Annotated in this window: 24 protein-coding genes; 12 read left to right on the top strand and 12 right to left on the bottom strand. The window is 71.8% G+C overall.

What is annotated here, in order from left to right:
* Nucleotide 1: 1 nt before the first annotated feature.
* The 4 genes from A3CE_RS0138850 to A3CE_RS0138835 form a co-directional block, all read right to left on the bottom strand.
* Nucleotides 2–1,975 (bottom strand): CRTAC1 family protein, encoded by a 1,974-nt coding sequence (locus A3CE_RS0138850; protein ID WP_020645504.1) that lies wholly within the window; start codon nt 1,973–1,975, stop codon nt 2–4.
* Complete coding sequence (locus A3CE_RS0138845; protein ID WP_020645503.1) at nt 1,972–2,955, bottom strand: DUF1702 family protein; 984 nt, start codon at nt 2,953–2,955, stop codon at nt 1,972–1,974. The genes A3CE_RS0138850 and A3CE_RS0138845 overlap by 4 nt, the downstream gene beginning before the upstream one ends.
* 107 nt (nt 2,956–3,062) lie before the next feature.
* Entirely contained in the window at nt 3,063–4,058 is a 996-nt protein-coding gene (locus tag A3CE_RS0138840; RefSeq protein WP_020645502.1) for a DUF1702 family protein, read from the bottom strand.
* Between the two features lie 33 nt (nt 4,059–4,091).
* Nucleotides 4,092–5,000 carry a helix-turn-helix transcriptional regulator gene (locus A3CE_RS0138835; protein WP_020645501.1) on the bottom strand — a complete coding sequence of 303 codons (909 nt, stop codon included), beginning with the start codon at nt 4,998–5,000 and terminating at the stop codon, nt 4,092–4,094.
* A gap of 506 nt (nt 5,001–5,506) precedes the next feature.
* Here A3CE_RS0138835 and A3CE_RS0138830 point away from each other — a divergent pair.
* Entirely contained in the window at nt 5,507–6,367 is an 861-nt protein-coding gene (locus A3CE_RS0138830) for an AfsR/SARP family transcriptional regulator (RefSeq protein ID WP_051183814.1), read from the top strand.
* Nucleotides 6,364–7,059: a winged helix-turn-helix transcriptional regulator gene (locus A3CE_RS0138825; RefSeq protein WP_026469285.1), complete on the top strand. Its 696-nt coding sequence runs from the start codon at nt 6,364–6,366 to the stop codon at nt 7,057–7,059. The genes A3CE_RS0138830 and A3CE_RS0138825 overlap by 4 nt, the downstream gene beginning before the upstream one ends.
* Nucleotides 7,060–7,162: 103 nt before the next feature.
* Here the strand turns inward: A3CE_RS0138825 and A3CE_RS0138820 are convergent, their stop codons facing one another.
* Entirely contained in the window at nt 7,163–8,344 is a 1,182-nt protein-coding gene (locus tag A3CE_RS0138820; protein ID WP_245589653.1) for an RNA polymerase sigma factor, read from the bottom strand.
* A gap of 65 nt (nt 8,345–8,409) precedes the next feature.
* Nucleotides 8,410–8,799, bottom strand: a complete 390-nt coding sequence (locus A3CE_RS0138815; protein WP_020645497.1) for a YciI family protein — start codon at nt 8,797–8,799, stop codon at nt 8,410–8,412.
* Between the two features lie 133 nt (nt 8,800–8,932).
* Here A3CE_RS0138815 and A3CE_RS52220 point away from each other — a divergent pair, with 133 nt between their 5' ends.
* Nucleotides 8,933–9,634, top strand: coding sequence for a hypothetical protein (locus A3CE_RS52220; protein ID WP_020645496.1), 702 nt, complete (start codon nt 8,933–8,935; stop codon nt 9,632–9,634).
* Here the strand turns inward: A3CE_RS52220 and A3CE_RS0138805 are convergent, their stop codons facing one another.
* Nucleotides 9,635–10,255, bottom strand: coding sequence for an L-threonylcarbamoyladenylate synthase (locus A3CE_RS0138805; RefSeq protein ID WP_020645495.1), 621 nt, complete (start codon nt 10,253–10,255; stop codon nt 9,635–9,637). It lies immediately after the preceding gene.
* A 155-nt stretch (nt 10,256–10,410) separates the two neighbouring features.
* On the opposite strand from A3CE_RS0138805, the gene A3CE_RS0138800 reads away from it, so the two are divergent.
* Together A3CE_RS0138800 and A3CE_RS0138795 are read left to right on the top strand one after the other, a co-directional pair.
* Entirely contained in the window at nt 10,411–10,923 is a 513-nt protein-coding gene (locus A3CE_RS0138800; RefSeq protein WP_020645494.1) for a DUF899 family protein, read from the top strand.
* Nucleotides 10,924–11,216: 293 nt separating this feature from the next.
* Complete coding sequence (locus A3CE_RS0138795; protein ID WP_020645493.1) at nt 11,217–13,568, top strand: sensor histidine kinase; 2,352 nt, start codon at nt 11,217–11,219, stop codon at nt 13,566–13,568.
* Between the two features lie 9 nt (nt 13,569–13,577).
* On the opposite strand, the gene A3CE_RS0138790 is transcribed toward A3CE_RS0138795, so the two are convergent.
* Together A3CE_RS0138790 and A3CE_RS52215 are read right to left on the bottom strand one after the other, a co-directional pair.
* Nucleotides 13,578–14,183: a response regulator transcription factor gene (locus tag A3CE_RS0138790; protein ID WP_020645492.1), complete on the bottom strand. Its 606-nt coding sequence runs from the start codon at nt 14,181–14,183 to the stop codon at nt 13,578–13,580.
* A gap of 312 nt (nt 14,184–14,495) precedes the next feature.
* The gene (locus tag A3CE_RS52215) at nt 14,496–14,693 is read right to left on the bottom strand and encodes a hypothetical protein (RefSeq protein WP_020645491.1); all 198 of its coding nucleotides are present in this window, start codon (nt 14,691–14,693) and stop codon (nt 14,496–14,498) included.
* Between the two features lie 457 nt (nt 14,694–15,150).
* Here A3CE_RS52215 and A3CE_RS0138780 point away from each other — a divergent pair, with 457 nt between their 5' ends.
* The gene (locus A3CE_RS0138780) at nt 15,151–15,900 is read left to right on the top strand and encodes a helix-turn-helix domain-containing protein (RefSeq protein ID WP_020645490.1); all 750 of its coding nucleotides are present in this window, start codon (nt 15,151–15,153) and stop codon (nt 15,898–15,900) included.
* A gap of 222 nt (nt 15,901–16,122) precedes the next feature.
* Nucleotides 16,123–16,728: a response regulator transcription factor gene (locus A3CE_RS0138775; RefSeq protein ID WP_026469283.1), complete on the top strand. Its 606-nt coding sequence runs from the start codon at nt 16,123–16,125 to the stop codon at nt 16,726–16,728.
* 175 nt (nt 16,729–16,903) lie between these two features.
* On the opposite strand, the gene A3CE_RS0138765 is transcribed toward A3CE_RS0138775, so the two are convergent.
* On the bottom strand, nt 16,904–18,334 hold the full coding sequence (locus A3CE_RS0138765) for a SagB/ThcOx family dehydrogenase (protein ID WP_020645487.1): 1,431 nt from the start codon (nt 18,332–18,334) through the stop codon (nt 16,904–16,906).
* A gap of 50 nt (nt 18,335–18,384) precedes the next feature.
* On the bottom strand, nt 18,385–20,688 hold the full coding sequence (locus A3CE_RS0138760; RefSeq protein ID WP_020645486.1) for a TOMM precursor leader peptide-binding protein: 2,304 nt from the start codon (nt 20,686–20,688) through the stop codon (nt 18,385–18,387).
* A 247-nt stretch (nt 20,689–20,935) separates the two neighbouring features.
* Between A3CE_RS0138760 and A3CE_RS0138755 the strand changes: the two genes are divergently transcribed.
* The 3 genes from A3CE_RS0138755 (at nt 20,936) to A3CE_RS0138745 (ending at nt 23,678) form a co-directional block, all read left to right on the top strand.
* On the top strand, nt 20,936–21,625 hold the full coding sequence (locus A3CE_RS0138755) for a winged helix-turn-helix transcriptional regulator (RefSeq protein ID WP_020645485.1): 690 nt from the start codon (nt 20,936–20,938) through the stop codon (nt 21,623–21,625).
* Between the two features lie 152 nt (nt 21,626–21,777).
* Nucleotides 21,778–22,350 (top strand): hypothetical protein, encoded by a 573-nt coding sequence (locus A3CE_RS0138750; RefSeq protein WP_020645484.1) that lies wholly within the window; start codon nt 21,778–21,780, stop codon nt 22,348–22,350.
* A gap of 5 nt (nt 22,351–22,355) precedes the next feature.
* On the top strand, nt 22,356–23,678 hold the full coding sequence (locus tag A3CE_RS0138745) for a copper resistance CopC/CopD family protein (RefSeq protein WP_020645483.1): 1,323 nt from the start codon (nt 22,356–22,358) through the stop codon (nt 23,676–23,678).
* An 82-nt stretch (nt 23,679–23,760) separates the two neighbouring features.
* Here the strand turns inward: A3CE_RS0138745 and A3CE_RS0138740 are convergent, their stop codons facing one another.
* Entirely contained in the window at nt 23,761–24,429 is a 669-nt protein-coding gene (locus A3CE_RS0138740) for a maleylpyruvate isomerase family mycothiol-dependent enzyme (RefSeq protein ID WP_020645482.1), read from the bottom strand.
* A 185-nt stretch (nt 24,430–24,614) separates the two neighbouring features.
* On the opposite strand from A3CE_RS0138740, the gene A3CE_RS0138735 reads away from it, so the two are divergent.
* Complete coding sequence (locus A3CE_RS0138735) at nt 24,615–24,869, top strand: hypothetical protein (protein WP_020645481.1); 255 nt, start codon at nt 24,615–24,617, stop codon at nt 24,867–24,869.
* 120 nt (nt 24,870–24,989) lie between these two features.
* Nucleotides 24,990–25,925, top strand: coding sequence for a coiled-coil domain-containing protein (locus tag A3CE_RS0138730; RefSeq protein ID WP_020645480.1), 936 nt, complete (start codon nt 24,990–24,992; stop codon nt 25,923–25,925).
* Nucleotides 25,926–26,035 lie beyond the last annotated feature (110 nt).

Below are 26,035 nucleotides of genomic sequence, written 5' to 3'. Positions count from 1 at the left end.
GTCACATCGCTTCCTTCGCCGTGGAGCCGAGCTGATACATGTGGCAGCCGGGTTCGAGCTTCAGGTTCTGTGTCCGCAGCTGCCCGGTCCGGTCGCGCCACTGCAGGTGCACGTCGAGCGGGCCGCTGACGTCGTGGCCGAGACCGATCTGGATGTCGAAGCTGCGCCGGCCGGCCTCCCCGCTGCTGCCGTCGACCCGGCCGAGGTACTTCTTGCCGTCCGAGGTGGTCACGGTGACCTGGGCGCCGATCGCGGGCACGCCGGCCGCGGGCAGCGGGCCGGGCGCCACCGGGGCGTCGGTGGTCAGCTTCAGCTGCAGGTACTTGCCGGGGTTCGGGCTGTCATTGTGGTAGAAGATCGGCTCTTCCCACTGCCGGGCCACGGCGAACTCGGGCAGGCCGTCGGAGTCGGTGTCGCCGACGGCGATGCCGCGGGTGGGCACCGGCACGGCCAGGCCCAGCTTCGGCGCGAGGTCGGCGTAGCGGCCGTCCGGGCTCTTCACGAAGAAGTGCAGCGTCTGGTCGCCACCGATGTCGTCACCGGCGCGGGCGTTCGGCCACCACAACGGGTTGGACAGCAGGCCGTCGTGGGCCGTGGCGATCTCCTGCAGGTTCGGCCAGCGGTTGATCTGCCCCTTGACGAACCCGGTCGCCTGGGCGATCTGGTTCTCACCGCTGTTGTTGAAGTCCTGGATCTTGACGTCCCAGCCCCAGCCGGACCACGCCGTGCCGTTCTTGCCGCTGTCGTCGTGGAACGGCGCGACGCCGTCCTTCAGCTGCCGGGTCAGGTCCGCGTTGTCCTTGGCCTCGTTCATGAACTGGAAGTTCGACTCCTCGATGCCCCACGACGTCGTGATGTTGCTGACGAAGAGGTCGTAGAGGCCGTCGTGGTTCAGGTCGCCGAAGTCGACGCCCATCCCCTTGAAGGAGTCGTGGCCCAGCACCTTCGACTTCGGGTCGGCGATCCCGCGGACCCCGGTGACCTCGCCGAAGGACACGTGCCCCGGCGTGGACTTGTTGTACAGGAAGTGGTCGTGCCCGAAGTCGTTGGCGATGTAGAGCTCCGGCAGGTTGTCGCCGTCGACGTCGGTCGCGCTGGAGGCCAGCGTCCAGCCGAGGCGTGCGTCCTCCGGGATGCCCGCCGAGGCGTCGGCGAACTGCGCGGCCGGGTTCGCCCCGGACGTCGCGCCGGTCCAGCGGAAGATGTACTTGGCGCCCGAGTTCACCGCGTGCGACATCGACTGGTTCAGCGTGATGCCGCCGTCGGCGTTCGGGTCGAGGACCTTGCTGTCCGGGAAGTAGTTCCCGACGAAGACGTCGATGTGCCCGTCGCCGTCGAAGTCGCCGATGGTCACGGAGTCGGTGTTCCACAGCGGACCGTTGTACTTGCCGTCCGGGCCGCGGTGGTTGCCCGGCAGCAGCTCGGTCGGCTGGAAGGCCGAGGCGTCGAACTTGGTGGCGGTGGCCTTCTGCAGGAACAGCACCGGGCTCCGGCCCCAGTAATAGGCCAGGACGTCGGTGCGGCCGTCCTCGTTGTAGTCACCGGGGACGCAGCCCATCGGCGCCATGTAGTCCCACGTCGGCAGCGCCGGCGCGGGGTCGAGCGCGAAGGGGGCGTAACGCGGGCCCGAGTCCGGCGCCGGCGTGATGACGACCTGGTCGCTGCGCGGGTCCACCAGGCAGAGGTCGTTCGGCTTGCCGCTGCCGCTGATGTCGTTGATCGCGATCGCGGCGCCCACCGAGGAGATCCAGGCCGCGATCTTCTCGTACTCCTTGTTCACCGTCCGGATCGACTGCGACTTCTTCGCCGCGGGCAGCGCGATCGTCATCGGGGTGAAGTGGAACTTGCCCGCCATCGAGTCCTGCTCGGCGGCGTCGACGCTGGGCAGCCGCGCGACCAGGAACAGGCCGAGGATCAGCACCAGCGCCACGATGCCCGCCAGCTGCTTGCGCAGCCAGCCGAAGGTCGCGGTCATTTCTTCTTCCCTCCGTGGGTCAGCACTTCTTCGGCAATGCGCTGCCGCCAGATTTCGAACGCCGGGACGTCGTCGCCGTCGACGACCACGTCCGGACGGACCTCTTGGGTGATGGCCGCCGCGCGCTCGGCCGGCAGGCCGCAGATCGCCCGGGCCGCCATCTCGGTCTCCGGGATCATCAGGCCCGAGCGCACCCGGCACTCGGCGGCGAAGGCGCTTCCCTGTGCCAGCTGCCCGTGGTGGATGCCGGCCCGCTCGACCAGTTCCGCCAGCTCTCCGGCCGTGACGCCGCACGCGTAGGTCGAGGCCAGCCCGACCCCGGCGTACAGGTCGCCGTGGCGGGACTCGGGGAACTCCTCGATCGTCTTGGTCACCAGGGCGACGTCGGTGCCGCAGATGAACCACAGCGCCCGGCCGATGCCCTGGTCGATGGCCCGCAGCGCGTACCGGTCGTAGCGCCGTTCCGGCCAGGAGAAGCCCTGCTCCTGGTACTGGTTCCGGATGTACTTGTCGGTCTTGAAGTACGCCTGGTGGAAGCCGTAGCCGTCGAGGACCAGCCAGCGCAGCAGCGGGTCGAAGGCCGACGCCTTCGGCCAGGCGAACCGCGGGAGCCGGCACATGGCCCAGCCCACCCCGACATAGATGATGTAGTCGTGCTTCTCGCCGGGGCCGGCCAGGAACTCGGCGATGTTCGTGCTCTTGCCGAACGGCAGCCCGTCGAGGACGCCGTACCCCATTCCCGCGCCTTCGTAGGCGAATCCGCGGTACTGCGGAGGAATGCGCTCGAGCCATTCTTCGGCTTGCTCGGCCGAACGCGCTTCGACCGCGTGCGCGTACCCGAGGAGGAATTTCTCCCCGACCGTCTCGAGTCGTTCTTGAGCGGCTGGGCTCTTTCGGTGGAAGCCACGCTTTTCCAGCGAAGTCTCCGAAACGTTCGGTGTCAGGATACGGCGCCTGAGCGCACGCCAGCCATTGCCCAACGCACTCTCCCCCTCACGGGTCGAATGGGATTTGTTTCTGCTCGTCGGTTCCACGGTCACAGATCCGCCGGCCGGCGGTCTACTCCACGGTTGCGTGCGATCACCGCTCAGCTCGCGCGGCGCGCGGCGGCCGGGCGGAGCTCTTCCCGGATCCGCTCCCGCCACAGTTCGTAGGGCGGCTCCGGCCCGTCGTCGCCGTCGGCCCGTTCGGTGCGGTCCGCCAGGTTCTGCGCCTCCCGCACGGTCAGGTCGACCAGGCCGCCGCACGCGAGGTGGGTGTGCGCCGGCACGTACCCGGAGTAGGTGCGCGCCTTCACCGCGAACACCGCGCCCAGCCCGAGCTCGTCCTGGTACCCGCCGGCCGCCCGGCGCAGCCGCGCCAGCCCGACCTGGTCACTGCCGCCCGCGAACGTCGCGGCGAGCCCGGCTCCGCTCCACAGGTCGGCCCGGCGGTGCTCGGCGAACCGGCCGACCGCGGCGGCGACCCCGTCCGGGTTCCCGCCGTGGATGAACCACAACGCGCGGCCGACCCCCTGGTCGAACGCCCGCGGGAAGTAGCCCGGCCGCTCGGCCCACGGGTACGGCTCCGGGGCAGCCTGCCGCTCCACCCACTTCCCGGTGTCGAAGTAGGCGCGGTCGAAGCCGTAGCCGTCGACGGCGAGCCAGCTCATCACCGGGTGGTAGGCCACCCCGGTCAGCTCGGGCAGGATCTTCTTCCACAGTGGACGCGGCAGCCGCGCCATCGCGAAGCCGATCCCGATGTAGGTCAGGAAGATGTGCGGGCGGCCCGGTCCTTCGAGCAGCTCGCGCGTCCGGTCCGAGCCGCCGCCGGGCATGGCGTCGAGGATCGAGTAGCCCATGGTCGCGCCCTCGTAGGCGAACCCGCGCTGTTCGGGCTCGATCAGCGCGAGGCGCCGTTCGATCTCCCACAGCGACGCGCCTTCGATGGCCCATTCGAACCCGCACACCACCGCTTGCGGCACCGCCTCCAGCCGGGCCGTGGCGTCGGTGTGCACCACCGGGAACCCGCGCTCGGCGAAGCCGACGGACGCGAGAGAGGGGGCGAGCACGCGCTTGCGCAGCACGCCGAGCAGAGTCGACATCCGGATCTTCCTGTCGGTCGGGGGAAAGGGGGCTCAGGCCACGGCGCGCAGGTGCGGCCGTTGCGTGGCGAACTGCTGCCGGCTCGACGGCGTCGGCCGGGACGCCAGGGTGATCGCGATCGGCGGGTCGGTCAGCGCGGGCCGCCGCAGCCGGACGGTGACGTCCGGCGGGTCGAACGGCGTCACGGCGGCCTCCGCGGTGCCGACCGTGAAGGCGGGGCCGCCGGTGAGGTGCCCGCCGTGGTCGGCGACCGCGATCACGGTCCAGTTGCCATCCGGCACGCCGTGGACGGTCAACCGCCCGGACCGGGTGTTCGCCGAACCGCCGAAGGCGACCGGGCCGCGTTGCGGCACGCTGTCGGCGAACACGCCGACGAGCACGGTGGCCGGCGGCGCGTCGTCCGGCAGGACGAGGTCGACGTCCAGGTGGCCGGTGCCCACTGGCTGCGAAGCGCAGTTGCGCCCGGCGTCCCGCAGCGACTGCAGCGACGGCAGCCGCTGGAAGTACGCCGAGTGCGCCACGAGCAGCTCGCCGACTTCCGGCTCGCGGTACTCGGTCGGCGTCATGCCGACGGCGCGGACGAACCGGCTCGTGAAGGTGCCGACACTGCTGTAGCCGACACTGCAGACGATGTCCGACACAGTCAGGGAAGTGGTCAGCAGCAACCGTTTCGCCTCGAACAGGCGCACGGCCGTCAGGAACCGGCCCGGCGTGACCCCGGTCGCCTTCGCGAAGATGCGGGAGAAGTGGAAGGGGCTCACGTACACCTCGGCGGCCAGCGCCGACAGGGTGATGGGCTCGAAGTAGCGTTCGAGCAGCAGTTCGATGGCCCGCAGGATCGCCGGCTGGACGGCGTGTTCACGCCTGAGCCGGTCCGCGTCCTCCGGTGGCTCGTCGACCTCCCGCTTCGCCCCCGTGGACGCAACCGATCGCAAGATCATCAGTCCAACCTCGAATTCCTCCGGCTTGAATTTCCCTCCTCGCCAGGTAAGACGCCGGATGTCGCAGGTCGGTGGACGGACGATCGAGCCTCGCCGGAGGCCGCGGGAAACCCGGTCGGCCGGGAACGCCCGACGTGTGCGGAATGCCCGGCTCCCGCCGTGAGCGGTGCACGGATCGGTGGTGAGAGCTGCCCCGACACGGCGAGTGAGCACGGGCCTTCCGCCGTGCGTCCGGCCCCGCGGCATGATCCGGATCGCGAATCCGGCCGGGTCGGGCGCCGCGGGACACCGCCGGGAAAGGTGCGGATTGCACGGGACCGGGCGGAGAAACACATTTCGACTCTGGTGGGCGGCTCACTGGCCGCACCCCGGCCGCTCTGTCACATTCAAACCTGGACAGCCGGGGGGATCGACGGCACATCGGTCCCGGCACGGCGCTGATCCGACATCACTGCAGCACTTACTGGGGAGCCGGCAACACGGCCGCACACTGGAGGCGTTCGGCAATGTACTCCGAATCAAGGCTACCGGCCGGGGTGACCCCGCGGCCACGGGAACCATCCGAAAGTGCCGTCCGGTTCACGGTTCTCGGTCCGCTCGGCGTCCTGCGCGACGGCGTCGACTACGCGCCGACGACACCGAAAGTCCTGCAACTGCTGGCCTTGCTCGTGGTCCGGCCGGGCCGGCTGGTCCACGCCGACTCGATCATGCGGGAGCTGTGGGCCAACGATCCGATCCGCACAGTGCGGACCACCCTGCACACCTACGTCTACCACCTGCGGCGGTGCATCCAGCAGAACGGGCTCGCCGAGAACGCCGACGACCTGCTCGTCACGAAGAACCCGGGTTACGTCTTCCGCATCGACCCCGCGCAGGTGGACGTCTTCCGCTTCGACCGGCTGCAGCACGAGGGCCAGGCGCTGCAGCGGCGGGGGCAGCACGACGACGCGGCGGGCCGGTTCCGCGAAGCGCTGGACCTCTGGGCGGGCCCGCCGCTCGCGAACGTCTCCTGTGGACCGGTGCTGCAGTCGTACGTCACCCAGCTGGTCGAGCAGCACCGCACCACTTTGCACCTGCTGGTCGAGGCGGAGATCGCCAGCGGACGCCACCGCGAGCTGATCGGCGAGCTGCGGTCGCTGACCGTGGGCAACCCGCTGGACGAGGCGCTGCACGGGCAGCTGATGCGAGTGCTCGGGCGCAGCGGCCGCCGGTCGGACGCGATGGCCGTGTACCGCGACCTGCGCCGCCGGCTGGCCGAAGAGCTCGGCGTCGAACCGTGCGACGACCTGCAGCTGCTGCACCGCGAACTCATCTCCGAGGGCGATCACAACCAGTTCCACCCCACCGCACGAAGTGAGGACCGATGACTGCACAAACCCGTACCTATGGCCAGTTCTGCGGAGTGGCCCGCGCGATGGAGCTCGTCGGTGAACGGTGGGCGCTGCTCATCGTGCGGGACCTCGTGCTCGGCTCGAAGCGGTACACCGAGTTGCAGGCCGGGCTCCCGAAGATCCCGCCCAGCATCCTCTCGGCCCGGCTCAACGAGCTGGAGAAGTCCGGGGTCGTCCGCCGTCGCGTGCGTCCCGACCTGGACGCGGGCGTGGTGTACGAGCTGACCGAGTACGGCAGCGAGCTGGACCACATCCTGCTGGACCTCGGGCTGTGGGGCGCCCGTTCGCTGAACGGCCGCGACCCGGACGACGTGTTCACGCTGGACGCGGCGATCCTTTCGCTCTACACGACCTTCCACAGCGAAGCGGCCGCCGGGGTGCAGGCGACGTTCGAGATCCGCTACCACGACACGATGACGGTGCACGCGATGGTCGACGACGGCGCCCTGAAGGTGGCCGAGGGCCGCCTCCCGGAAGCGGACCTGGTCATCAACGCCGATCGCGGCCGGGCCCTGCTGGACGTGATCGGCGGCCAGACGAGCCCGGCGGAGGCCGTCCGCACGGGCCGCGTCACGATCGAGGGAAGGCTGGCGGACCTGGAGCTGTTCGCCCGCCTCTTCCGGCTCACGGCGGCACCTTCGCCCCAGGAGGGCATCGTCGTCCGCTGAGGACGGCGCCGTGGCGGTCACCGGAGGGGTGGCCGCCACGAGCGCGCGCTGACGCGGCCGCGGGTCGGCCCGGTCCCGGCCGGCGGCAGCCCACGCGCGCGACCTACCCCAGCCGATCAGCCCGTTCCCGCAGATAACGCTGTTCCGGCCGGCTCGCGGTCGCCTCCGCGGCTCGGACGTAGTGGACACGGGCCGCTTCGCGGTCGCCGGCCAGTTCCAGCAGGTGGGCCCGGGTCGCGTCGAGGCGGTGGCTCTGCTTCATCCGGCTGTCGTCGGCCACCGTGGCCAGCAGCTCCAGCCCCTGTTCCGGGCCTTCCGCCATCGCGATCGCGATCGCCTGGTTCAGCGTGACCACCGGGCTCGGGGCGAGCTCCTGGAGCACCGCGTAGAGCTGGACGACCTGCGGCCAGTCCGTGGTTTCCGCGCTGGGCGCCTCGTCGTGCAGCGCGGCGATGGCCGCCTGCACCTGGTAGGGCCCGACCGGGTGGCGGCCCAGCGTGCGGCGGACCAGTCCGGCGCCCTCGGCGATCATCGACCGGTCCCAGCGCCCGCGGTCCTGCTCGGCGAGCGGGACCAGCTCGCCGCCGGGACCCACCCGCGCCGGCCGGCGCGCGTCCGTCAGCAGCATGAGCGCGAGCAGGCCCGCCACCTCGCCGTCGGCCGGGAGCAGCGCGCGCACCCCGCGGGTCAGCCGGATCGCCTCGCGCGCCAGCTCGGGTGCCTGCAGATCCGCCCCGGACGTGGCGGCGTAGCCCTCGTTGAAGATCAGGTACAGCACCTGAAGCACGACCCGGAGCCGCTCCGCCCGGTCGGCCGGGTCCGGTTCGCCGAACGTCGAGCCGGCCGCCGCGATGCTCTCCTTCGCCCGGGTGATGCGCCGGGTCATGGTGGCTTCGGGCACGAGGAAGGCCTTGGCGATCTGCGCCGTGGTCAGCCCGCCGACCGCGCGCAGCGTCAGCGCGACCTGCGACGGCGGGGAGACCGCCGGGTGGCAGCACAGGAAGAGCAGGGTGAGCGAATCGTCCTCGTCGGACGGCCGGTCGTCGTCCGGTCCGGGCGCCGCCGCCTCCTCGCGGAGCGCGACGGACTCCTCCCGCCGCCGCCGTGCGCTTTCGCTGCGCCAGTGGTCGGTGAGCCGGCGAGTCGCGACGGCGACGAGCCAGCCGTACGGATTGTCCGGCACCCCGTCGGCCGGCCACTGCTGCGACGCGGCGAGCAGCGCCTCCTGGACGGCGTCTTCGCACGCGTCGAACTGGCCGTACCGGCGCACGAGCGCCCCGAGCACCTGGGGCACCAGCGGCCGCAGGCGCTCGCCTGCTGCCGCAATACCTGCCGCATCCCCTGCCGCGTTCACCCGCCGGTGAACTCGGATTCGGTTTCGGCGTCGGCGAAGAACACCACCGGCCGGACCTCGATGCCGAGCCCCTTGATCTTCGCGTCCGGGATCATCGCGGCCACCTCGTACGCGCGTTCGAGCGAAGCGCACTCGACCAGGTAGTACCCCGCCAGGAACTCCTTCGATTCGATGAACGGCCCGTCGGTCACCGCCGGCACCCCGTCCGTCACCCGGACGACGGCGCTCCTGGCCGGCGCGTCGAGGGCCTGGGTGCTGATCATCTCCCCCGACTCGCGGATCCGGCGGATGAACTCGCCGTGGCCGCTCATCACGTCGTCCTTGTCCTGCTCGGACAGCCCCTCCCAGACGTCGGGGTTCATGTGCATCGCCAGCAGGTACTTCACGCGTCCTCCCCGGATCCGGCCTTACCGGTCCCGAACATAGCCGATCCGGGACCGCAACCCGCGAGTCGCCCGCGACGGCGGCCCGGGAGCAGCATCGACACCTCAGCGCCGATCACCCCCGGAGGCCGCCGCCATGCCCGACGTGTACGCCGACCTGGAGTCCGAGGCGGACGCCCTCGCGGATCTGGTGCACCGCCACGCGGGGTCGGTGCCGCTGCCGGCCGGCCGCGCGGTCACCGCTCACCTCGCCGAACTGACGGTCGTCGCGCGGCGGGTCATCCTGGCCGTGGAGGGCACCGGGTCGGAGCCCGCGCCGCGGATCACGAGCTCCGGCCTGCTCGGCGACGCAGTGCTCGCCTGGCGTTCGGAGCACCGCAAGGCCACCGAGCTGCTGGCCACCGCGGCCGGGGACGTCCCGTGGCCCGGTGGCCCGCTGCGGCCGTCCCTCCTGGCGGCGGCGCTGCAGACGGTGCTGTTCGCCCGCGGCCAGGACATCGCCGACGTGCTCGGCGCCCGGCTCTCGCGCGACGACGCCATCGGGCACGTCGCCTACTACGGCGTCCGCACGAGCGACGACGTCTACGCCGGGCACGGCGGGCCGCCCGCCGGACGGCTCCGGTTCGAGCTGACCGCGCCGTCGGGCACGCGGTGGGACTTCGGTCCCGCCGAAGCGGCGGACCGGATCACCGGCCGCGCCGAGGACTTCTGCCTGCTGTTCACCGGCCGTCGCCCGGCCGCCGGGCTCGCCGTCGAAGCCACCGGGCCGCACGCCCTCCGGTGGCTGGAACTGGTGCAGTGGCATCAAAATCCACTGTGGACGTCCGAACCGGACTGATCAGGCGAAGCGGTCAGGGTCGCCCGCACCGCGGCGGACGATCTCGGCCTCCCCCGAGGAGAAGTCGACGACCGTGGTCGGCTCGACCCCGCAGTCACCGGAGTCCACGACCGCGTCGAGCACGTGGTCGAGCTCGTCCTTGATCTCCCAGCCCTGCGTCAGCGGGTCCGGCACGTCCGGCAGCAGCAGCGTGCTGGACACCAGCGGTTCGCCCAGTTCGGCCAGCAGCGCCTGGGTGACGACGTGCGCGGGGATGCGGACGCCGACGGTCTTCTTCTTGTCGTGCATCAGCCGCCGCGGCACCTCCTTGGTGGCGGGCAGGATGAACGTGTAACTGCCCGGCGTCGCCGACTTGATCGCCCGGAACACGGCGTTGTCCACGTGCACGAACTGGCCCAGCTGACCGAAGTCCTGGCAGACCAGTGTGAAGTGGTGCCGCCGGTCGAGCTTGCGGATCGCGCGGATGCGGTCGAGGCCCTCCGGGTTGTCGAGCCGGCACCCGAGCGCGTAGCAGGAGTCGGTCGGGTAGGCGATCAGCCCGTCGCTCCGCACCAGGTCCGCGATCTGGCCGATGGCGCGCCGCTGGGGGTTGTCCGGGTGCACGTCGAAGTACTTCGCCATGGGCGCGAGCCTAGGGCCCGGCCCGCGCCCGCGCCCGGCGGCCCGGGCGCCGCGTCTCCCACCTTGCTCTGCTGCCTCGCGAACCGGTGACCGGATCCGGCGTCCGGGCGCACAATGCGCGGTGTGCACCGGCACACCGCACCCAGGAGGCGATCATGACCGAACTGGCCCTGCCCGGCCCGACCCGGCCGGCCCTGTCCAGGCCACGTCCGGTGCCTGCCGGGGCGTACCGGTTCGTCGGGCCCGCGGGCCCGGTCACCCTGGCCGGGCTGTTCGAGGGACGTCAACGGCTCGTGGTGCACCACACCGTCCCCGATCGCAGCCGGCCGTCCGCCGTCGCGTCGGCCGAAGAGCTTTCGGCCGCGCTGCACACACGGGACACCCGCCTGGTAATCGTTTCCCACGCCCCGTACGCGAAGATCGAGCAGTACCGCAAGCACTTCGGGTGGGACCTGCCGGTGTATTCGGCGCTGGACACCGGGTTCGCCGCGGACTTCCCGGCGACGCGCCGCCTCGAGGGCGCCGGCCTCGGCGAGCACGACGACGGTCCCGGCCTGAGTTTCCTCCGCCAGGACGGGCGATCCGTGCTGCACACCGGCTCGATCGCCGTGCCTTACCTGGATTTCCTCGCCCTGGCGGACGTCGCGCGGGCCCCGCGCCGCGGCTGAACTGACCGGAACGGACGGTCCGGCCGGAGCCGGATGCACTGCCGCGCGGCCACTCTTCGCCGACTGTGCCGATCGTCACCGATCCGACCACAGTCACGGCTCCGACCACAGTCACGGCCGAATGGCTCAGTAGCAACGGTTACGTGCCGCACGGGGTCGGCCTGCTTTTGGCCGGATCGGTCCTACCGAGCCGACGGGATGAGATAGGATTGGCCGGAAGCATGCAGACCGAGCTCAGCCCGGGTCACCGAACCCACTCCGTGCGACGCCACGACACCGGAGGATCGTTGCGCATGTCTCCGGTCGTCGGCTCGAACCGCACGGGCGCCCTTTCGGTGCCCCGGGGCACGAGCGCGGTCGACCGGCGGCCCAAGCTGGCGACCTACCTCGCCGGCTCGATCATCACCGTGGTCGTCGCCGGCTTCGGGGTCGCGCTGCTCGCCAGCCTCCTCCCCCTGTCGGTGAGCCCGATCGGAGCCGGTTACGCCATCCTCGCGGTCGCGCTGCTCCTCGCCATCCAGCTGCTCTACTTCAGCAGGCCGTCGGTCCGCCTCGACACGCGGGTCAGCCGGGTCCTGCTGGTCGTGCTGGCCCTGCTGGGATACGTGCCGGTCTTCACCTTCGACGCCATGTGGACGGCGATGCCGGCCTTCTTCGGCGGCGCGGTGCTGCTGGTGCTGCCCGCCCGGTTCGCGTGGCCCCTCTTCGGCCTCAACCTGGCCGCGGTGCTGTGGATCGAGCTGCGCTACGACGCCCCGCTGCTGTCGATCTGGACCGTCCTCGGCGTCGCCGTCTACAGCCTGGTCTTCGCCCAGCTCGCGTTGCTCGCCCGGATGATCCGCGAGCTGCACCTGGCCCGGACCGAGCTCGCCCGCCGCGCGGTCGCCGAGCAGCGCCTGGCCTTCGCCAGGGACCTGCACGACCTGCTCGGCCTGAGCCTCTCGGCCATCGCCCTCAAGGGTGAGCTGGTGCACCGCCTGATGCGCAAGTCGCGCGAGCAGGCGCAGGCCGAGCTCGCCGAGATCACCGCCACCGCGCAGCGCACGCTCTCCGACGTCCGCGCGGTGTCCCACGGCTACCGCGAGCTGTCGCTCGAGAAGGAGTTCCGCACCGCCCAGTCGCTGCTGACCGCCTCCGACATCGCCGTGCGGATCCACCTGGACCAGGGCGACCTGCCGGTCCAGGCGCGCACCCTGCTCGCCAAGGTGCTGCAGGAGGGCGTCACCGACGTCCTGCGCCACAGCGACGTCGAACACTGCGAGATCGCGGTCCACCAGCGGCACGGCCGGGTGTCCCTGGAGATCGTCAACGACGGCGTGGGCCCCGACGACCTGCCCGCGGAGTCCGAGTTGCTCGCCCGGCTGCCGGACGAGGTGGCCACGCTGGGCGGCACCGTGCGCAGCGGCATCGGCGAGGACGGCCGGTTCCGGCTGCTCGTCGAGCTGCCGCTGCCGGACCGGGTCGAGCCGCCGCCGGCCGACGACGGTTCCCAGCTGGCCCACGCGGAGTCGAGGCGGGTCCGGGTGCTCATGCCGGTCACCTTCACCCTGTTCGGCCTCGGGGCCTTCGTGCACGAGCTCCTGCTGACCACGGACGGCTGGCACATCGCGCTCGTCGCCGGGTCGCTGGTGGCGCTGCTGACCCTGCAGTTCGCCTACTTCAACCGCCCGTCCACCCGGCTGCGCTCGGGCCAGAGCGTCGCGATGCTGTTCGTCCAGGCCTGCCTGATCTACCTTCCGATGCTGCCGCTGCAGGGGGACTGGGTGAGCATGCCGTCGCTGCTCATGGGCTGCGCGCTGCTGGTCCTGCCCCCGGTCGCCGGCTGGCTGGTCTTCGCCGCGAACGCCGGCTTCTACCTCTGGCTCCAGTACGTCGCCGGGAAGGCAGGCGAAGACACCCTCTACGCGGTGCTGTTCTCCATCGGCACGGTGCTCGCCGGGCTCATCGTGTTCGGCATGCTGTGGCTGGTCCGGCTGGTCGCCGAGCTCAACCACAGCCGGCGGCGGCTGGCCGAGACCGCGGTCGCCGAGGAGCGCCTGCGCTTCGCCCGCGACCTGCACGACCTGCTCGGCATGAGCCTCTCGGCGATCGCGCTCAAGAGCGAGCTGACGGCGCGGGTGCTGCCGCTGGACCGTGACCGGGCGACCGAGGAGCTGGTCGAGATCCTGGGCCTGACCAGGCAGGCCCTCTCCGACGTGCGCTCGGTGGCCAGCGGCTACCGGGAACTGTCCCTCGACAGCGAGTCCCGCTCGGCCCGCTCGGTGCTCGCCTCCGCCGACGTCCGGGTCCGGATGGAGATGCTCCAGGACGAGCTGCCCGCGCCGGTCCGCACGGTGCTGGCGGTGGTGCTGCGGGAGGGCGTCACGAACGTGCTCCGGCACAGCCGGGTGAAGACCTGTGAGATCGCCCTGCACCGCATCGACGGCGGCGTCAGCCTCGAGATCGTCAACGACGGCGTCGAGCGGCCCGGCGCGCGCCCGGCCACCCCCGCCGCCCCGGCGGCCGACGGGTCCGCCCGGTCCGGCACCGCGTCGGGCAGCGGCATCGGCAACCTGTCCCACCGGGTGGCGGACCTCGGCGGAGAGCTGACCGCCGGCGTGGTGGACGACGGCCGGTTCCGGCTGCGCGCGGTGGTGCCCGTCTGAGGGCCGCCCTCAGATCCAGCCGGACTCCCTGGCCAGCCGGATCGCGTCCACCCGGTTGCGCGCCCCCAGCTTCGACACCACCGTCGTCAGGTAGTTCCGCACCGTGCCCGCCGACAGGTAGAGCCGGGCCGCCACTTCGACCGTCCCGTAGCCCTGTGAAGTCAGCCGCAGCACGTCGAGCTCACGGCCGGTCAGCGGGCAGTCGTCGCTGTCCCAGGCCGCCAGGGCCAGGTCGCCGTCCACCATCCGCCGTCCGGCCGCGACGCCGCGCACGGCGTTGGCGAGCTGATCCGGCGGCGCGTCCTTCAGCAGGAACCCGCGCACCTTGGCGTCCAGCGCGCGCCTGAGCGTGCCCGGGCGGCCCAGGCTGGTGAGGATGAGAGTGCGGCAACGCGGCAGCTGCTCGTGCAGCTCGCAGGCCGCGGTGAGGCCGTCCTTGCCCGGCAGGTCGATGTCGATGATCGCGACGTCTGCTTCGGTGGCCCGGGCAGCGGGGAGGATCTCGGTCCCGGACGCGACCTCGGCCACCACGTCGATGTCGGGCTCCAGGCGCAACAGCGCGACGAGCGCGCCGCGGACAATGTGCATGTCTTCGGCGACGAGAACTTTGATCACGAGGCGCCTCCGCCCTCACGAATCCCCAGGGCCTCAGTTAAACATTTCGACCGGACTCCCGGTTGGGCCGAGAGGGTTCACATCGGGAAATGCACGTGCGTCTCGAAGTAATTCGATACTTTCACAGCAGAACGCGCTCGACCGGCTACCGGAAGGTAGTAAAAGCAAATAGGCGAGTGGTGGGAAATTTTCCCATTGACTGTCGCCAGTGGACCGCCGGCACAAGAGAGGAGCCGGCCTCCGGGGCGAACGCACCCCCGGATGACCGGCTCCCTCAGGCCCGGACCAGTGCGGACGGCAGCCGGCACGGGCTCACGCGGCGAGTTCCACGTCGCGCAGCGCGTCGACGTTCGTCGGGCAGGTGGTGGCGCGCACCCCCGAACCGGTGCGGCCACCCCATTGTTCGAAACAGTCGATCACGAGACCGGTCTCGGCCGCATCGGTGTTTTCGACCTCGATCCCCAGATCGGCGAAAAGCGCGCGGACGTCAGCGGAAATGTGTGCGGACATTGAGGTCTCCCAGTGGCGAAGTTGAAATCTTCACGTGCCACAAATAGTCCGCCGACGGGCGATCGGGAGCCAGTGCCCACATCACCGGGCAAGTGTGTTTTATGTCTGCTCCGCGCAGTGTTGTACCTGCCCCCGAATGGAGTATCGAGGGCAGGCACGGCGACCGCGTAACGTCGTTTCGCTCACTTTTCGTGTTCATCCTGCCGCAAAACGCGACAGACCGGCTGGTCGCTCACCGGAGTGCATACCCGTCCGGGGACCGCCTGAAACCGCGGTACCGGGCCCATGTGCAAAACGCATGTCCGGCCCCTGCGAAACCCATCCGGAACGGTGCACTGAGCACTTAAGAAGTAGACAGCGTCCGACCTACAGTTCTTGCCGAGAAGCATTCCGCCGGCAGCGCCGCGTTTCACAGGGGAACGCGGCTCCGGCGGCAGGTGACGGGAGGAGGGCCACCATGGACGAGGTCGTACGACAGGCCATGGCGCGCGCCATCACGACCATGCGGGACCACCTGGGCGACCGGCTCACTGTCGACGACCTCGCCCGGGCCGCCATGTTCAGCAAGTTCCACTTCACCCGCGTATTCCTGCGGGCGACCGGGCTTTCCCCGGGACGGTTCCTGTCCGCGCTGCGGCTGGCCGAAGCGAAACGGCTGCTCGCGACGACGACCATCTCGGTCGCCGACATCAGCCACCAGGTGGGCTACAACAGCGTCGGCACCTTCAGCGCCCGCTTCAGCGGCAGCGTGGGGGTCTCGCCGAGCGGCTACCGGCAGAGCCGGGGCCTGCCGCCGCGGCTCCCCGAACACGCTGACCAGGCGCCTTCGGGCAGCACGGTGCGCGGGCACGTGCACTGTCCGCACGGGACGTCCGCCGGCACCGTCTTCGTCGGCCTGTTCCCGGCGAAGATCACCGAAGGCCGTCCCGTGCGGTACGCGATCCTGGCCGGGCCGGGACCGTACCGGCTGGCCGACGTGCCGCCCGGCTCCTGGTACGTCATCGCCCACACCTTCGGCACCGGCCACGACGACGAACGCGGGCCACGCCCCTACACCGGGCTCGCCGGCCCGGTGCCGGTGCACCGCGGGGTCACGGCCGTGCTGACCGACGTGCGGGTGCGGCCGCGGCACAGCTTCGACCCGCCGGTTTTGCTGGCCCTGCCGGATCTGCGGCCGGCGGCCGTCCGGCGGCCGGTGGCGGTCTGAACACGCCGGAGCAGGCACGGGAATGCGGTGCCGCCGGGCTTCCGGCCGTCGATCGGGCGTCGTGGGGACGGCGCCCGATCGACGGCCTTCCGGGTGGCGGGAATTGCCTTCCGGCGGGGCCCGGGAGCGCTCCCGCCCGGGCACCGAATGCGCTGTGCGCCGGATCCGGTGGCGTATCATTCTCACGGGGAGACGTCCGGCTGGGGGAAGTGAGGCCACACCGTGATCAGAGTTTTGCTGGCCGAGGACATGGATATGGTCCGCGGCGCACTCGTCGCGTTGCTCAACCTCGAATCCGACATCGAAGTGGTCGCGGAAGTCGATTCCGGTGACGAGATCCTGCCCGCGGCGAAGGCGGCCCATCCGGACGTCGCCGTCATCGACATCGACCTGCCCGGCAAGGACGGTCTGACGGCGGCGGCCGAAATCCACGAAAACCTGCCGCAATGCCACACCCTCATCCTCACCAGCCTCGGCCGTCCGGGCACCGTCCGCCGCGCGCTGGACGCCAAGGTCAACGGATTCCTGCTGAAGGACGCGCCTTCGGACAAGCTGGCGAACGCGGTCCGCTCGGTGGCCGTCGGCCGCCGGGTCATCGACAGCGAACTCGCCCTGTCCGCCTGGGAAGCCGACGACTGCCCGCTCACCCCCCGCGAGCTGGAGATCCTCTCGCTGGCCGCCCGCGGCCGCAACGTGGCCGACATCGCCGCGGACCTGTTCCTCTCCCCGGGAACGGTCCGCAACTACCTGGCCGCGTCGGTGACGAAGCTCAACGCGCGCAACCGGGTCCACGCGATCCGGATCGCCACCGAAGCCGAATGGCTGTGACCGCTCCGGGCAAGGTTCACCAGGCCGGCGCCTCCAGCGGGACGACCGCGCACAGCCGGTGCGTCCCGTCCGGCCGCACCCCCACCGCCGGCTCGCCGCCGAGGGCCTCCACGCGGTAGGCGAGGTTCCGCGGCCCCGCCGTATCCGCAGGCGGCCGGGCGCTCGCGCCACAGGCTCACCCAGGCAAGTTCAGCACGCATTCGCCGACGCTGACCTCGGCGGGCCACTCCAGCTTCAACGCCCGGTCGACGCGGTCGCCGGCGTCGACGGGCACGGCGTGCGCGGTCAGCCCCATGGCCTTCGCGGCCAGGGAGAACACCTGCTGGAGCGCTCCGACGTGGACCAGCGTCGTGGCGTACGCCGCCCCGCCGAGCGCCCAGGCGATCCGCGACATGCGGGCCGTCATCGTCAGCAGCGCCGACGGCCGGGCGTGCCCGCCCGCGGCGACCATCGCCATGTCCAGCAGGCTGTCGAGGACCGGGAGGTCGTCGCTGATCAGGGTGAGCGTGTGCCACATCGGATCGTAGTGGTAGATCCCGCGGGTCAGGTCGTCGCAGCGGTTGATGCCGACGTAGATCTCGAGTTCGTACAGGCAGGCGACGCTGAAGTACGGCCGCTGCGACGCTTCGTGCGCCGGGGCGCCGGGCAGGTGCGCCGGCCCCACCGAGCGGACGCGGGCCGCCCGGAACAGGAACTCGCCGAGCTGCCGCGCCGGCAGGACGCGCTCGCTGAACTCCGGGCAGGTGTGGTCGCGCTCGAGCAGGCTGGTCAGCGACGGGTCCCGCGCCGCCAGCACGGCCGGATCCGGCCGGTACAACGGGAACGTCGGCCCGGCGGTGACCTGCTTGACCACGGGCGGCTTGCGCACCCCGGGGGCCGCCTCCGGATCCGGCGCCGCCCCCTTCTGCCAGGTCCGGCTGCGGGTGTGGAACAGCAGGTCGTCCGGCGACCAGACGGTGACCTGGGAACCGCCGGACTCGGCGAACCCGCCGTCCGGCCGCGCGAGCAGCACCACCCCCGCGGCAACCAGGAAGGACACGACGTCGGCCACGACGGCCTGCGGCACGCCGGCCGTCGTGGCCAGCTCGTCGACGGTTTTCGGCGCGGCCAGCGACGACGCGATCACCACGGCCGGCGAGCTGGTCAAGGCGACCTTGTACCGCGCTCCCGGCGACTCGGCCAGCAGCGTGCCACCGTCGGCGCGCAGCGACGTGAACCGCGAGAGCCGGACGCGCCGCGCCGCCGGCAGCGGGCCGACCGGGAACGCGGGGTTCTGCGTCACCGGGATCGCCGAGAGCAGCGGCCCCTGGCCGTCGTTGAGCGCGAGGGAGTGCACCACCGAGCCGGAGAGCCGGTTGAGCACCTTCCGCAGCGACACCCGCGACTCGTCCCGGCCCGTCACGGCCAGGTTGGCCATGGTCACCGGGCCGAGCGCCATCCGGTCGAGGGACGCGCGGACGTCCTCGGGCGTGCCGGGGAACTCGTACTCCCCCCACCACGTGATGGCGACGAGCGACCCGTCGTCCCCGGCTTCGAGCAGGGTGTCCTCGGTCAGGGACAGCAACCGGATCGTTTCGGCGCGTCCGTCCGGGCTGTCGGCGGTCAACACGGGCTCCTACACAGGGGGTGAAGTGCTCTTCCGGTCACTCCAGGGTGCTAGAGGAAGATGGGGAACGGGTTGAGGCGCTCGTAGCGCGTCGGCTCGGCGAGCCTGCCGAGCCGCACCGGGACGTCGAACAGGCGCCCGGGCGCGTAGCGGGCCCAGAACGGCCGCAGGCCCGGCGCGAGCACCTTGACCACCGGGATCCCCACGTCGGGCCGGGTCTGGTCGAGCACGAGCAGCTCCGTGCCCGCTGCCGCCAGCGTGCGGCCCAGCGCCAGCACGTCGTCGCGCACGTCCGGGCGGTGGACGAACCGGAAGTCCGCCGGGACGCGCATCCGCACGCCCGCGGCGGGCCGGAGGTAGGGCTGGCCGGCCACCGTCGCGTACTCGAGCCAGCGGGCCCCGTCCGGGTCGTCGAGCTCGTGTCCGAAGTGGAGCACGTCCGGGATCATCTGGTTCAGCTCGGTGACCGCGCGGCGGAGCGCGATCCGCGGGTCGAGGTGGGCCCCGAAGCCGAAGATGATGTGCTCGTACGGCCCGTCGGTGCGCCGCGAGAGCGCCACGACCACCGGGACGCCGAGGTCCGACGTCACGTCGAGGGCCCACAGCTCGCGGCCGATTCCCGCGTAGCCGCCGATCATCTCCTCCAGCCACGGGTCGCCGAAGGAGGCGAGGTCCATCCCCGGCACGGGCGTCCGGTTGTACCACCACAACGCGACGGCGTCCCGTTCGACGAGCTCGAGAGCGCCTTGCAGGATCGCGTCCTCGAGGCTGCTGCCGGCCGCCGCGCCGTTGGAGTCCGGGCGCAGGCCCCGGATCCCGCAGCCGGTGGGCGCGCCGTAGTACAGGAACCCGGTCGGCAGGAGCCGTCGACGGCCCGCCAGCGTCCACACCGGGGTCCAGTCGATCACGGCCGAGGTGTCGAAGGGCTCCCCGACGTGCTGGAACAGTCCGTGTGCCGAGTTCCAGGCCGCGCGCTCCCGGTACTGCCGCCCGGCGAACAGCATGCAGTCGTTGGGGTGGACCGCCTCCGCGCCGAGCTCGTCGAACGACGCCCGGATCCGCAGTTCGTCACCCTGGAAGTTGCCGGAGAAGCGCTCCGCCGCCTCGCAGAGCGCACCGACCTCGGCGTCGAGGGGGCTGACGCCCTTGCCGCCGTTCTCGCCGCGCAGCCCGGCCTGCAGCCCGAGGACCCCGGTGACGGCACGGGCGATGTTCGTCCCCGACCGGTAGGCGTTGACGAACGGCGGCGCCGCCGGGTCGGGCCGGACCGCCTTCACGATCCCGGTGACCGGGCTGACGAGGTGCCGGTACCGCTCGAGCATCTGCGCCGGCGTCGCGGTGCGGTGTCCCCCGCCGGCCGAGGTGGCCTTGCGGGCCTCCCGCAGCTCGATCGGCCGGGCGGACCGCGTGGTCACGAGCGTGGCGTCCCCGCAGCCGGGGCACTGCGGGCGGCGGCGCAGCTCGTGCAGCTCGCCCTGCAGGTTCAGGGTGTCGAGCACCCAGACGCTGTCCTGGCCGCGATGCCGGTAGCCGGCCAGCCACTTGCTGGCCTCCAGCGCCACCAGGTGGGCCGCCGCCGCGGTGAGCGGCGGCAGCGCGGCGGCGGGGTGACGCGCGGGGCCGGCGTGGCCGAGGACCTCCTGGGCGCACGCCTCGGCGTGCCGGTGGGCCCACAGCCGGTTGGTCAGGCACTGCCAGCACGCCGACTCGGCCGGCCGCAGCACCGGCCCGATCCAGACCTGGGCACCGAACGGGCGCGCCAGCAGCCACGGCCGTCCGGTGCGGCGGTGCTCGGCGTCGACTTCGCCCAGCCGCGGGTCGAGGTAGTCGGTGCACAGCACCACGCTCAGGTCGGACCCGCCGGTCCCACCGACGACGTCGAGTGCCGCGCCCGTGAGCGCCTGCTCGACCGGCCGGGTGTCGACGTCCTCGCCGACCGCGACCAGCCGGACGGTGCCGCGGGTGTCGCCGGTCGCGACCCCGCCGGCGTCGATGCCGCACGCGTCCCAGTAGGCGAGCTCCCGCTCGTCGGCCTCGGGCCCGGCCGCGTCCCGCACGGCCACCAAGCCCGCCTCGACGAGCTGGGCCACCAGCGCCGCGACCTCCTCGGGCGCCATCCCGTCCGGCCGCGCGCCGAGCACGTCGGCCAGTTCCCACGTCCCGTCCAGCAGCGGCGCGAGCGATTCGATGCGGGCGCCCCGCATGGCGATGACCCCGCGTTCGGAGAACAGGTAGGCACCGTTCCCGTGACTGACTTCGGCGCGCAGGTGCCGCTTGAAGGCGAGCACCCGGCCCCGCGTGGCCGACGTCGAGGCCGGCGGGTGGAAGGCGGGCTGCACGGCCGATCCGCTCATGTCAACTCCTGCCGTCGGTGCGCGCGATCCGAGAAATCGGATTCTTCTCCGGCGGCGGGACCTGCGGCCAGTGCGCGGCACACCTGCCCGGGTATGCGAAACACACGGAATTTCCGGTGAAATCCACAGCGAAGGCATGCACACCGCACTGGCCCGGTGGCCGAGCGGGTCGTCAACCTGGAACCCGAGCGCGGCACCCCACGGGCGTGCGCGCCCGTCCGATGGCGACCCACAGTGAGGACCGAGTATGACGACCACACGCACCTACGGACAGTTCTGCGGCCTGGCGCGTGCTCTCGAGATCATCGGCGAGCGCTGGTCCATGCTCGTCATCCGGGACCTGATGCTCGGCCCGAAGCGGTTCACGGACCTCCAGCGCGGCTTGCCCCGCATCCCGGCGAGCATCCTGTCCTCCCGGCTCAACGAGCTGGAGCAGACCGGCGTCATCCGCCGCCGCGTGCTGCCGCAGCTCGACGCCGGCCTGGTCTACGAGCTCACCGAGTACGGCAGCGAGCTCGACCACATCATGCTGGACCTCGGGCTGTGGGGCGCGCGTTCGCTCGGCTACCCGAAGGACGACGACGTCTTCACCACCGACGCCGCCATCCTCTCGCTCTACACGACGTTCCAGGAGGAGGCGGCGCGCGGCGTGCACGTGACGTACGTGCTGCGCCACAGCGACTCGCTGATCATCCACGCCATGATCGACGACGGGACGCTGAAGGTGAGCAGCGGGGACCACCCGGCCGCCGACATCGTCATCGAGCCGCAGGGGCCGGAGCTGATCGACCTGGTCAACGGCAACCTGACCGCGGCCGAGGCGATGGCGTCGGGCCGGGTGCGGATCGAAGGCGCGTTCGCGCACCTGGAGCTGTTCACCAAGCTGTTCCGGATCCCGCCGAAGCCGGAGCTCTTCGACGGCCTCACCCTGCACTGAACCCGCCTCGGGCACCGGGCCGGCCGCGCCTGAAGGGCCGGCCGGCCCGGCGGTCGGCCCCGCTGAAATGGGCAATCCGGAGTAACGGATCACCTCGCCGGGGCCTTTATCGTCGAAAAGCCGAGATTCGGTCCTTCGAGAAGGGGCACTGCATGTCGACCTCCGAGTTCGTTCGGCCGGCCGGCTTCCTGGGGACGCTCAACGGGAAGTACCACAACCGGGCCCTCGCCGTGTTCATGGTGATCGTGCTCGCGCACTGGGCCGAGCACATCGTCCAGGCCATCCAGATCTACGGGCTCGGGTGGCCCACCTCCCGGGCGCGCGGAGTGCTCGGGGTGCCGTTCCCGTGGCTCATTTCGCAGGAGTGGCTGCACTACGGCTACGCGCTCGTGATGCTGGTGTTCCTGTGGATCCTGCGGCACGGCTTCGCCGGCCGGTCGCGGCAGTGGTGGAACCTGGCGCTGGCCATCCAGTTCTGGCACCACATCGAGCACCTGCTGCTGTTCATCCAGGCGCAGTCCGGCTGGCGGCTGGCCGGGCAGAAGGTGCCGACCAGCATCATCCAGCTGCTCGTGCCGCGGGTGGAGCTGCACCTGTTCTACAACACGATCGTCACCATCCCGATGATCGTCGCGGTGGTCCTGCACCGGCGCGCCTCGGTCGCCGAGCACGAGCTGACCGGCTGCGTCTGCGGGCTGCCGAAGGCCGCCCTCGCCGCGTCGTGAGGCGGGTGCCGGCCCTGCTGGCCTTCATCCTGGGCTGGCTGGTGCTCGGCGCCGTTCCGGCTTCGGCCCACGTCGAGATCGTCTCGTCGACCCCGGGGGACGGCGCCCGCCTGAGTGCGGCGCCGCCCCTGGTATCGGTCACCCTGTCGGAGAACATCGGTATCCAGCCCGGGTCGATCAAGGTCGTCGACCTCGCCGGCACGCAGGTCGACACCGGGCCGGTGTTCCAGCCCGGCGACGCCGCCGAGCAGCTCGCGGTGCGGCTGAAGCCGGACCTGCCGGCCGGCAGCTACCTGGTCGAATACGCCTTCGTCTCGGCCGACTCCCACCCGGTACGGGGCACCTTCGCGTTCGTGGTGGGCACCGGACCGCTGGTGACATCGGCGGGCGCGGTGTCAGCGGCGACCGGCACCGACGCGGCCGTCAACGCCGTGTCGACGGGGGTGCGCTGGCTGGCCTATCTCGGCGTCGTGCTGCTCGGCGGGCTGGCGTTCGTGGTGCTGTGCCGCCCGGCGGCGCGCACCGACCCCCGCGCCCGGCGGCTGCTGCGCTGGGGCGCCGGCCTCGTCGCGGCGACCGCCGTGGCGGCGTTCGTGCTGCAAGGCCCGTACGCGGCCGGGCGGAACCTCGAAGCGGTGTTCGACACCGGGCTGGTGGCGGACACGCTGCGCGTCGCCTACGGGAAACTGCTGCTGCTCCGGCTGGCCGCGGTGGCGGTACTGGCGCTGCTGGTGCCCCGGCTGCTGCGGCCGGAGCTGCCGGACCGGCTGCGTTCCCGCTACGAAAACCTGGCCATGGTCACCGGCTTCCTGGTGCTGCTGACGTTCTCGGCCACCGGCCACCCGGTCACCGACCCGATCATGTTCGTTTCGGTCTCGGCGGACCTGGTGCACTTCGGCGCGATCGCCGTCTGGGCGGGCGGCCTGGCCCAGCTGGCCCTCTGCCTGTACCGCCCGACGCCCGGCGAGGACCTGGCCCCGGTGGCGACGCGCTTTTCCCGCGTCGCGGCCGGAGCGGTGACGGCGATCGCGCTCAGCGGCGTCGTGCTGGCGCTGCGCATCATGCCGTCGCTGCCGACGCTCTGGACGACCCGGTTCGGCCTGCTGGTGCTGCTGAAGATCGCGGGCTTCGCAGTGCTGCTGGCGGTGGCGAGCCGCTCCCGCCGGGCGGTGCGCCGCAGCCTGACCGCGGCACCGGCGGAAGGGGCGACGAAGACGATGACGGCGGACCTGCGCCGCCTGCGCCAGGCCGTGGCGGTGGAGGTGCTGCTCAGCGTCGTGGTGCTCGCCCTGGCGGCGCTCCTCACGGTGACCCCGCCGGGCGGCTGAGCCCCGGCACGGGAAGTCCGTGAATGGCACATCGAGGGACTTGAAGTCCGTGAATGTGCCATTCACGGACTTGAAGCCCCGGTCACACGCCCGGCTGGGAGGGCGGTGTGAACGGCCCCCAGCTGAACGCGGGCAGCCACGGCTCGGGCGCCGCGCTCCAGTCCAGGGCCGCGAGCTGGGCCGGAGACCGGCGTCCGGCCAGTGCGCGGTACAGGTCGTGGGCGGGCGCCGTCACGGTTGCCGCCGGACGGCCATCGCCCGCCGCCCACTCCTCACCCGCCGTCGTGCGCAGCCGCAAGGCCGGCAGACCGTGGGCCGCGATCGACCCCGACAACCCGCGGACCAGCACTGCGAAGCTCGGCGCCCGGGCCGCGTGTGCCTCCGGCGGTGCGACGCCGAGAGCGGCGCACAGGTCCAGCTCGTGGGTGTAGGCGTCCATCACCATCACCGCGCCACTGCGCCCGCCCGCGACCTCGAGCCGCCGGTCGAGCTCCTCGCCGACGTCGTCCCAGTGATCGAGCAGCTCCGGCACCCCCGCGGTCCCGGCCGGCGCCGCCGGGTGACCGCCGTGGCGCTCCAGCACCCGCCCGGCGATCACCGTGAGGTGGCCGAGCAGGTCCGTGACGGTCCATTCCGGACACGCCGGAACCCGGCCGGCCCCCGCGCCGGGCCGTCCCCCGAGCAAGGCGCGGACGCCACGGCGCACGGCGCGGTAGGCCACGAAGTCCGGAACCGGCCCGCTCGCTGTCACGTGTCTCCCTCGCCTGGCACGATCGGTGCGTCCGGCCCAGTATGCCCAGGTGACGGCCCCGGCGGTTCTTCCCGCTTGCCCGCCGGGCTGCGCACGCACAGCCGAGCACGTCTCGCTCGACCCGTCGCGGATCGCCGCCCAGATCGTCTCCGGGATCGGCTTCATCGGCGGGCGGGCTGATCTTCGTGCGCCGGGAGCTGAGCTACCTCGACGGCCACGGCGTGCTGCGCGCGGCGCTGGCCGTGTGCACCGGCCGCAGGTGGGCGGTGCACCACGTGGAGGTCGACCGCGAGTCCCTTTCCGAGGAGGGACAACGAATCGCGGTCGTGACGCTGCGCCTCGACGGCCGCGGTGATCTTTACGACCTGGCCGCCGAACTCGCCGAGCTGACCGGCGTCCGGAGCACGTCCACCGGTCTCGGGGAACCGCTCGACGAATGATCGCCCGCCCGGGCAGCGCGCGGAGGCGGGTTTGCGGCACACTGGGGTGCACACGGAAATCCCCGGTGTCGCAAGGAAAACGCGCGGCCGAGGAGAAACCATCCAATTCGGAGGTGAGGCATGGCCCCCGGCGGTGGCGAGGACGTGGCGCTCGCGTTGCCCGGATTCGACCTGGCGTGGCGCGGTTTTCACCGCGCACAGGTCGCGGACTACGTCGCGTGGGCCGAGGCCGAGATCCGCAGACTCACCGACGAGCGGGACTCCGCCCGGCGGCGCGAGACCGCGCTCGCCGAGGAGAACCACGAGCTGCGCGCGAAGATCGACCGCATCAGCATGACCCCGATCCCGGCGGACGCGCTGCAGGAACGCTCGCGCCGGATGATCGAGCTCACCCGCGAGGAAGCGACCGAAATCACCACGCGGGCAACGGAAACCGCGGAGCGGATCCGCCGGGATGCCGAGGCGGAGGCCGTCCGGCTCACGGAGAAGGAACGCCGGCTCGTCGCCGAGGTGGAGGCCGAACGCGAGCGACAGCGCGCCGAGCACGAAGAATTCCTGCGTGCGGCCGAGCAGCGCCGCCGGCAGCTCGACGAGGCCGCGGCACACCGCCGTGCCCAGCTGGAAGAGGACCACACCCGCGCCATGACGGTGCGCCGCGCCGACGCGATGCGCGAACTGGCCGAGCAGGCAGCGGCCGCCCAGGCGAAGGCCGACCAGCTGGTCGCCGAGGCGAGGCAACGCGGCGAAACCCTGGTCACGACCGCGGAAACCGAGCTGGCCTCGGCCCGGGAGAAGGCCGGGCAGCTGGTCACCGACGCCACCCGGCACGGCGAATCCCTGGTCGAGGCGGCGCAACGCGAGGTCACGGCCCTCACGGAGGTCCGCGACAAGCTCCACGCGAGCCTGACCGGTTGCCGGGCCTTGCTGGCCGAGGCGGCCGTCGTCCTCGACGACCGCCCGGCACCCTTCGACCCGGAAGCCACCCTGCCGATGTCGAAAAGAGTGCCGATCCAGCGACGCTCACCCGCGGACGATCTCACCGACGCGGTAGGTTGACCCTGCCCAGCGCCACGGCATCGGCGCAGGTCACGATGTCGTGAACGACTCGTTCACCTCGTCCGGAGGCAGGAAAGAGTCGTTCATGACGTTCGGCGGCCCACGTGGTG

It is taken from the genome of Amycolatopsis balhimycina FH 1894, assembly GCF_000384295.1.
Taxonomy (GTDB): domain Bacteria; phylum Actinomycetota; class Actinomycetes; order Mycobacteriales; family Pseudonocardiaceae; genus Amycolatopsis; species Amycolatopsis balhimycina.
The sequence above is the reverse complement of the archived record's forward strand: the minus strand, read 5'-3'. Positions and strand labels throughout refer to the sequence as shown.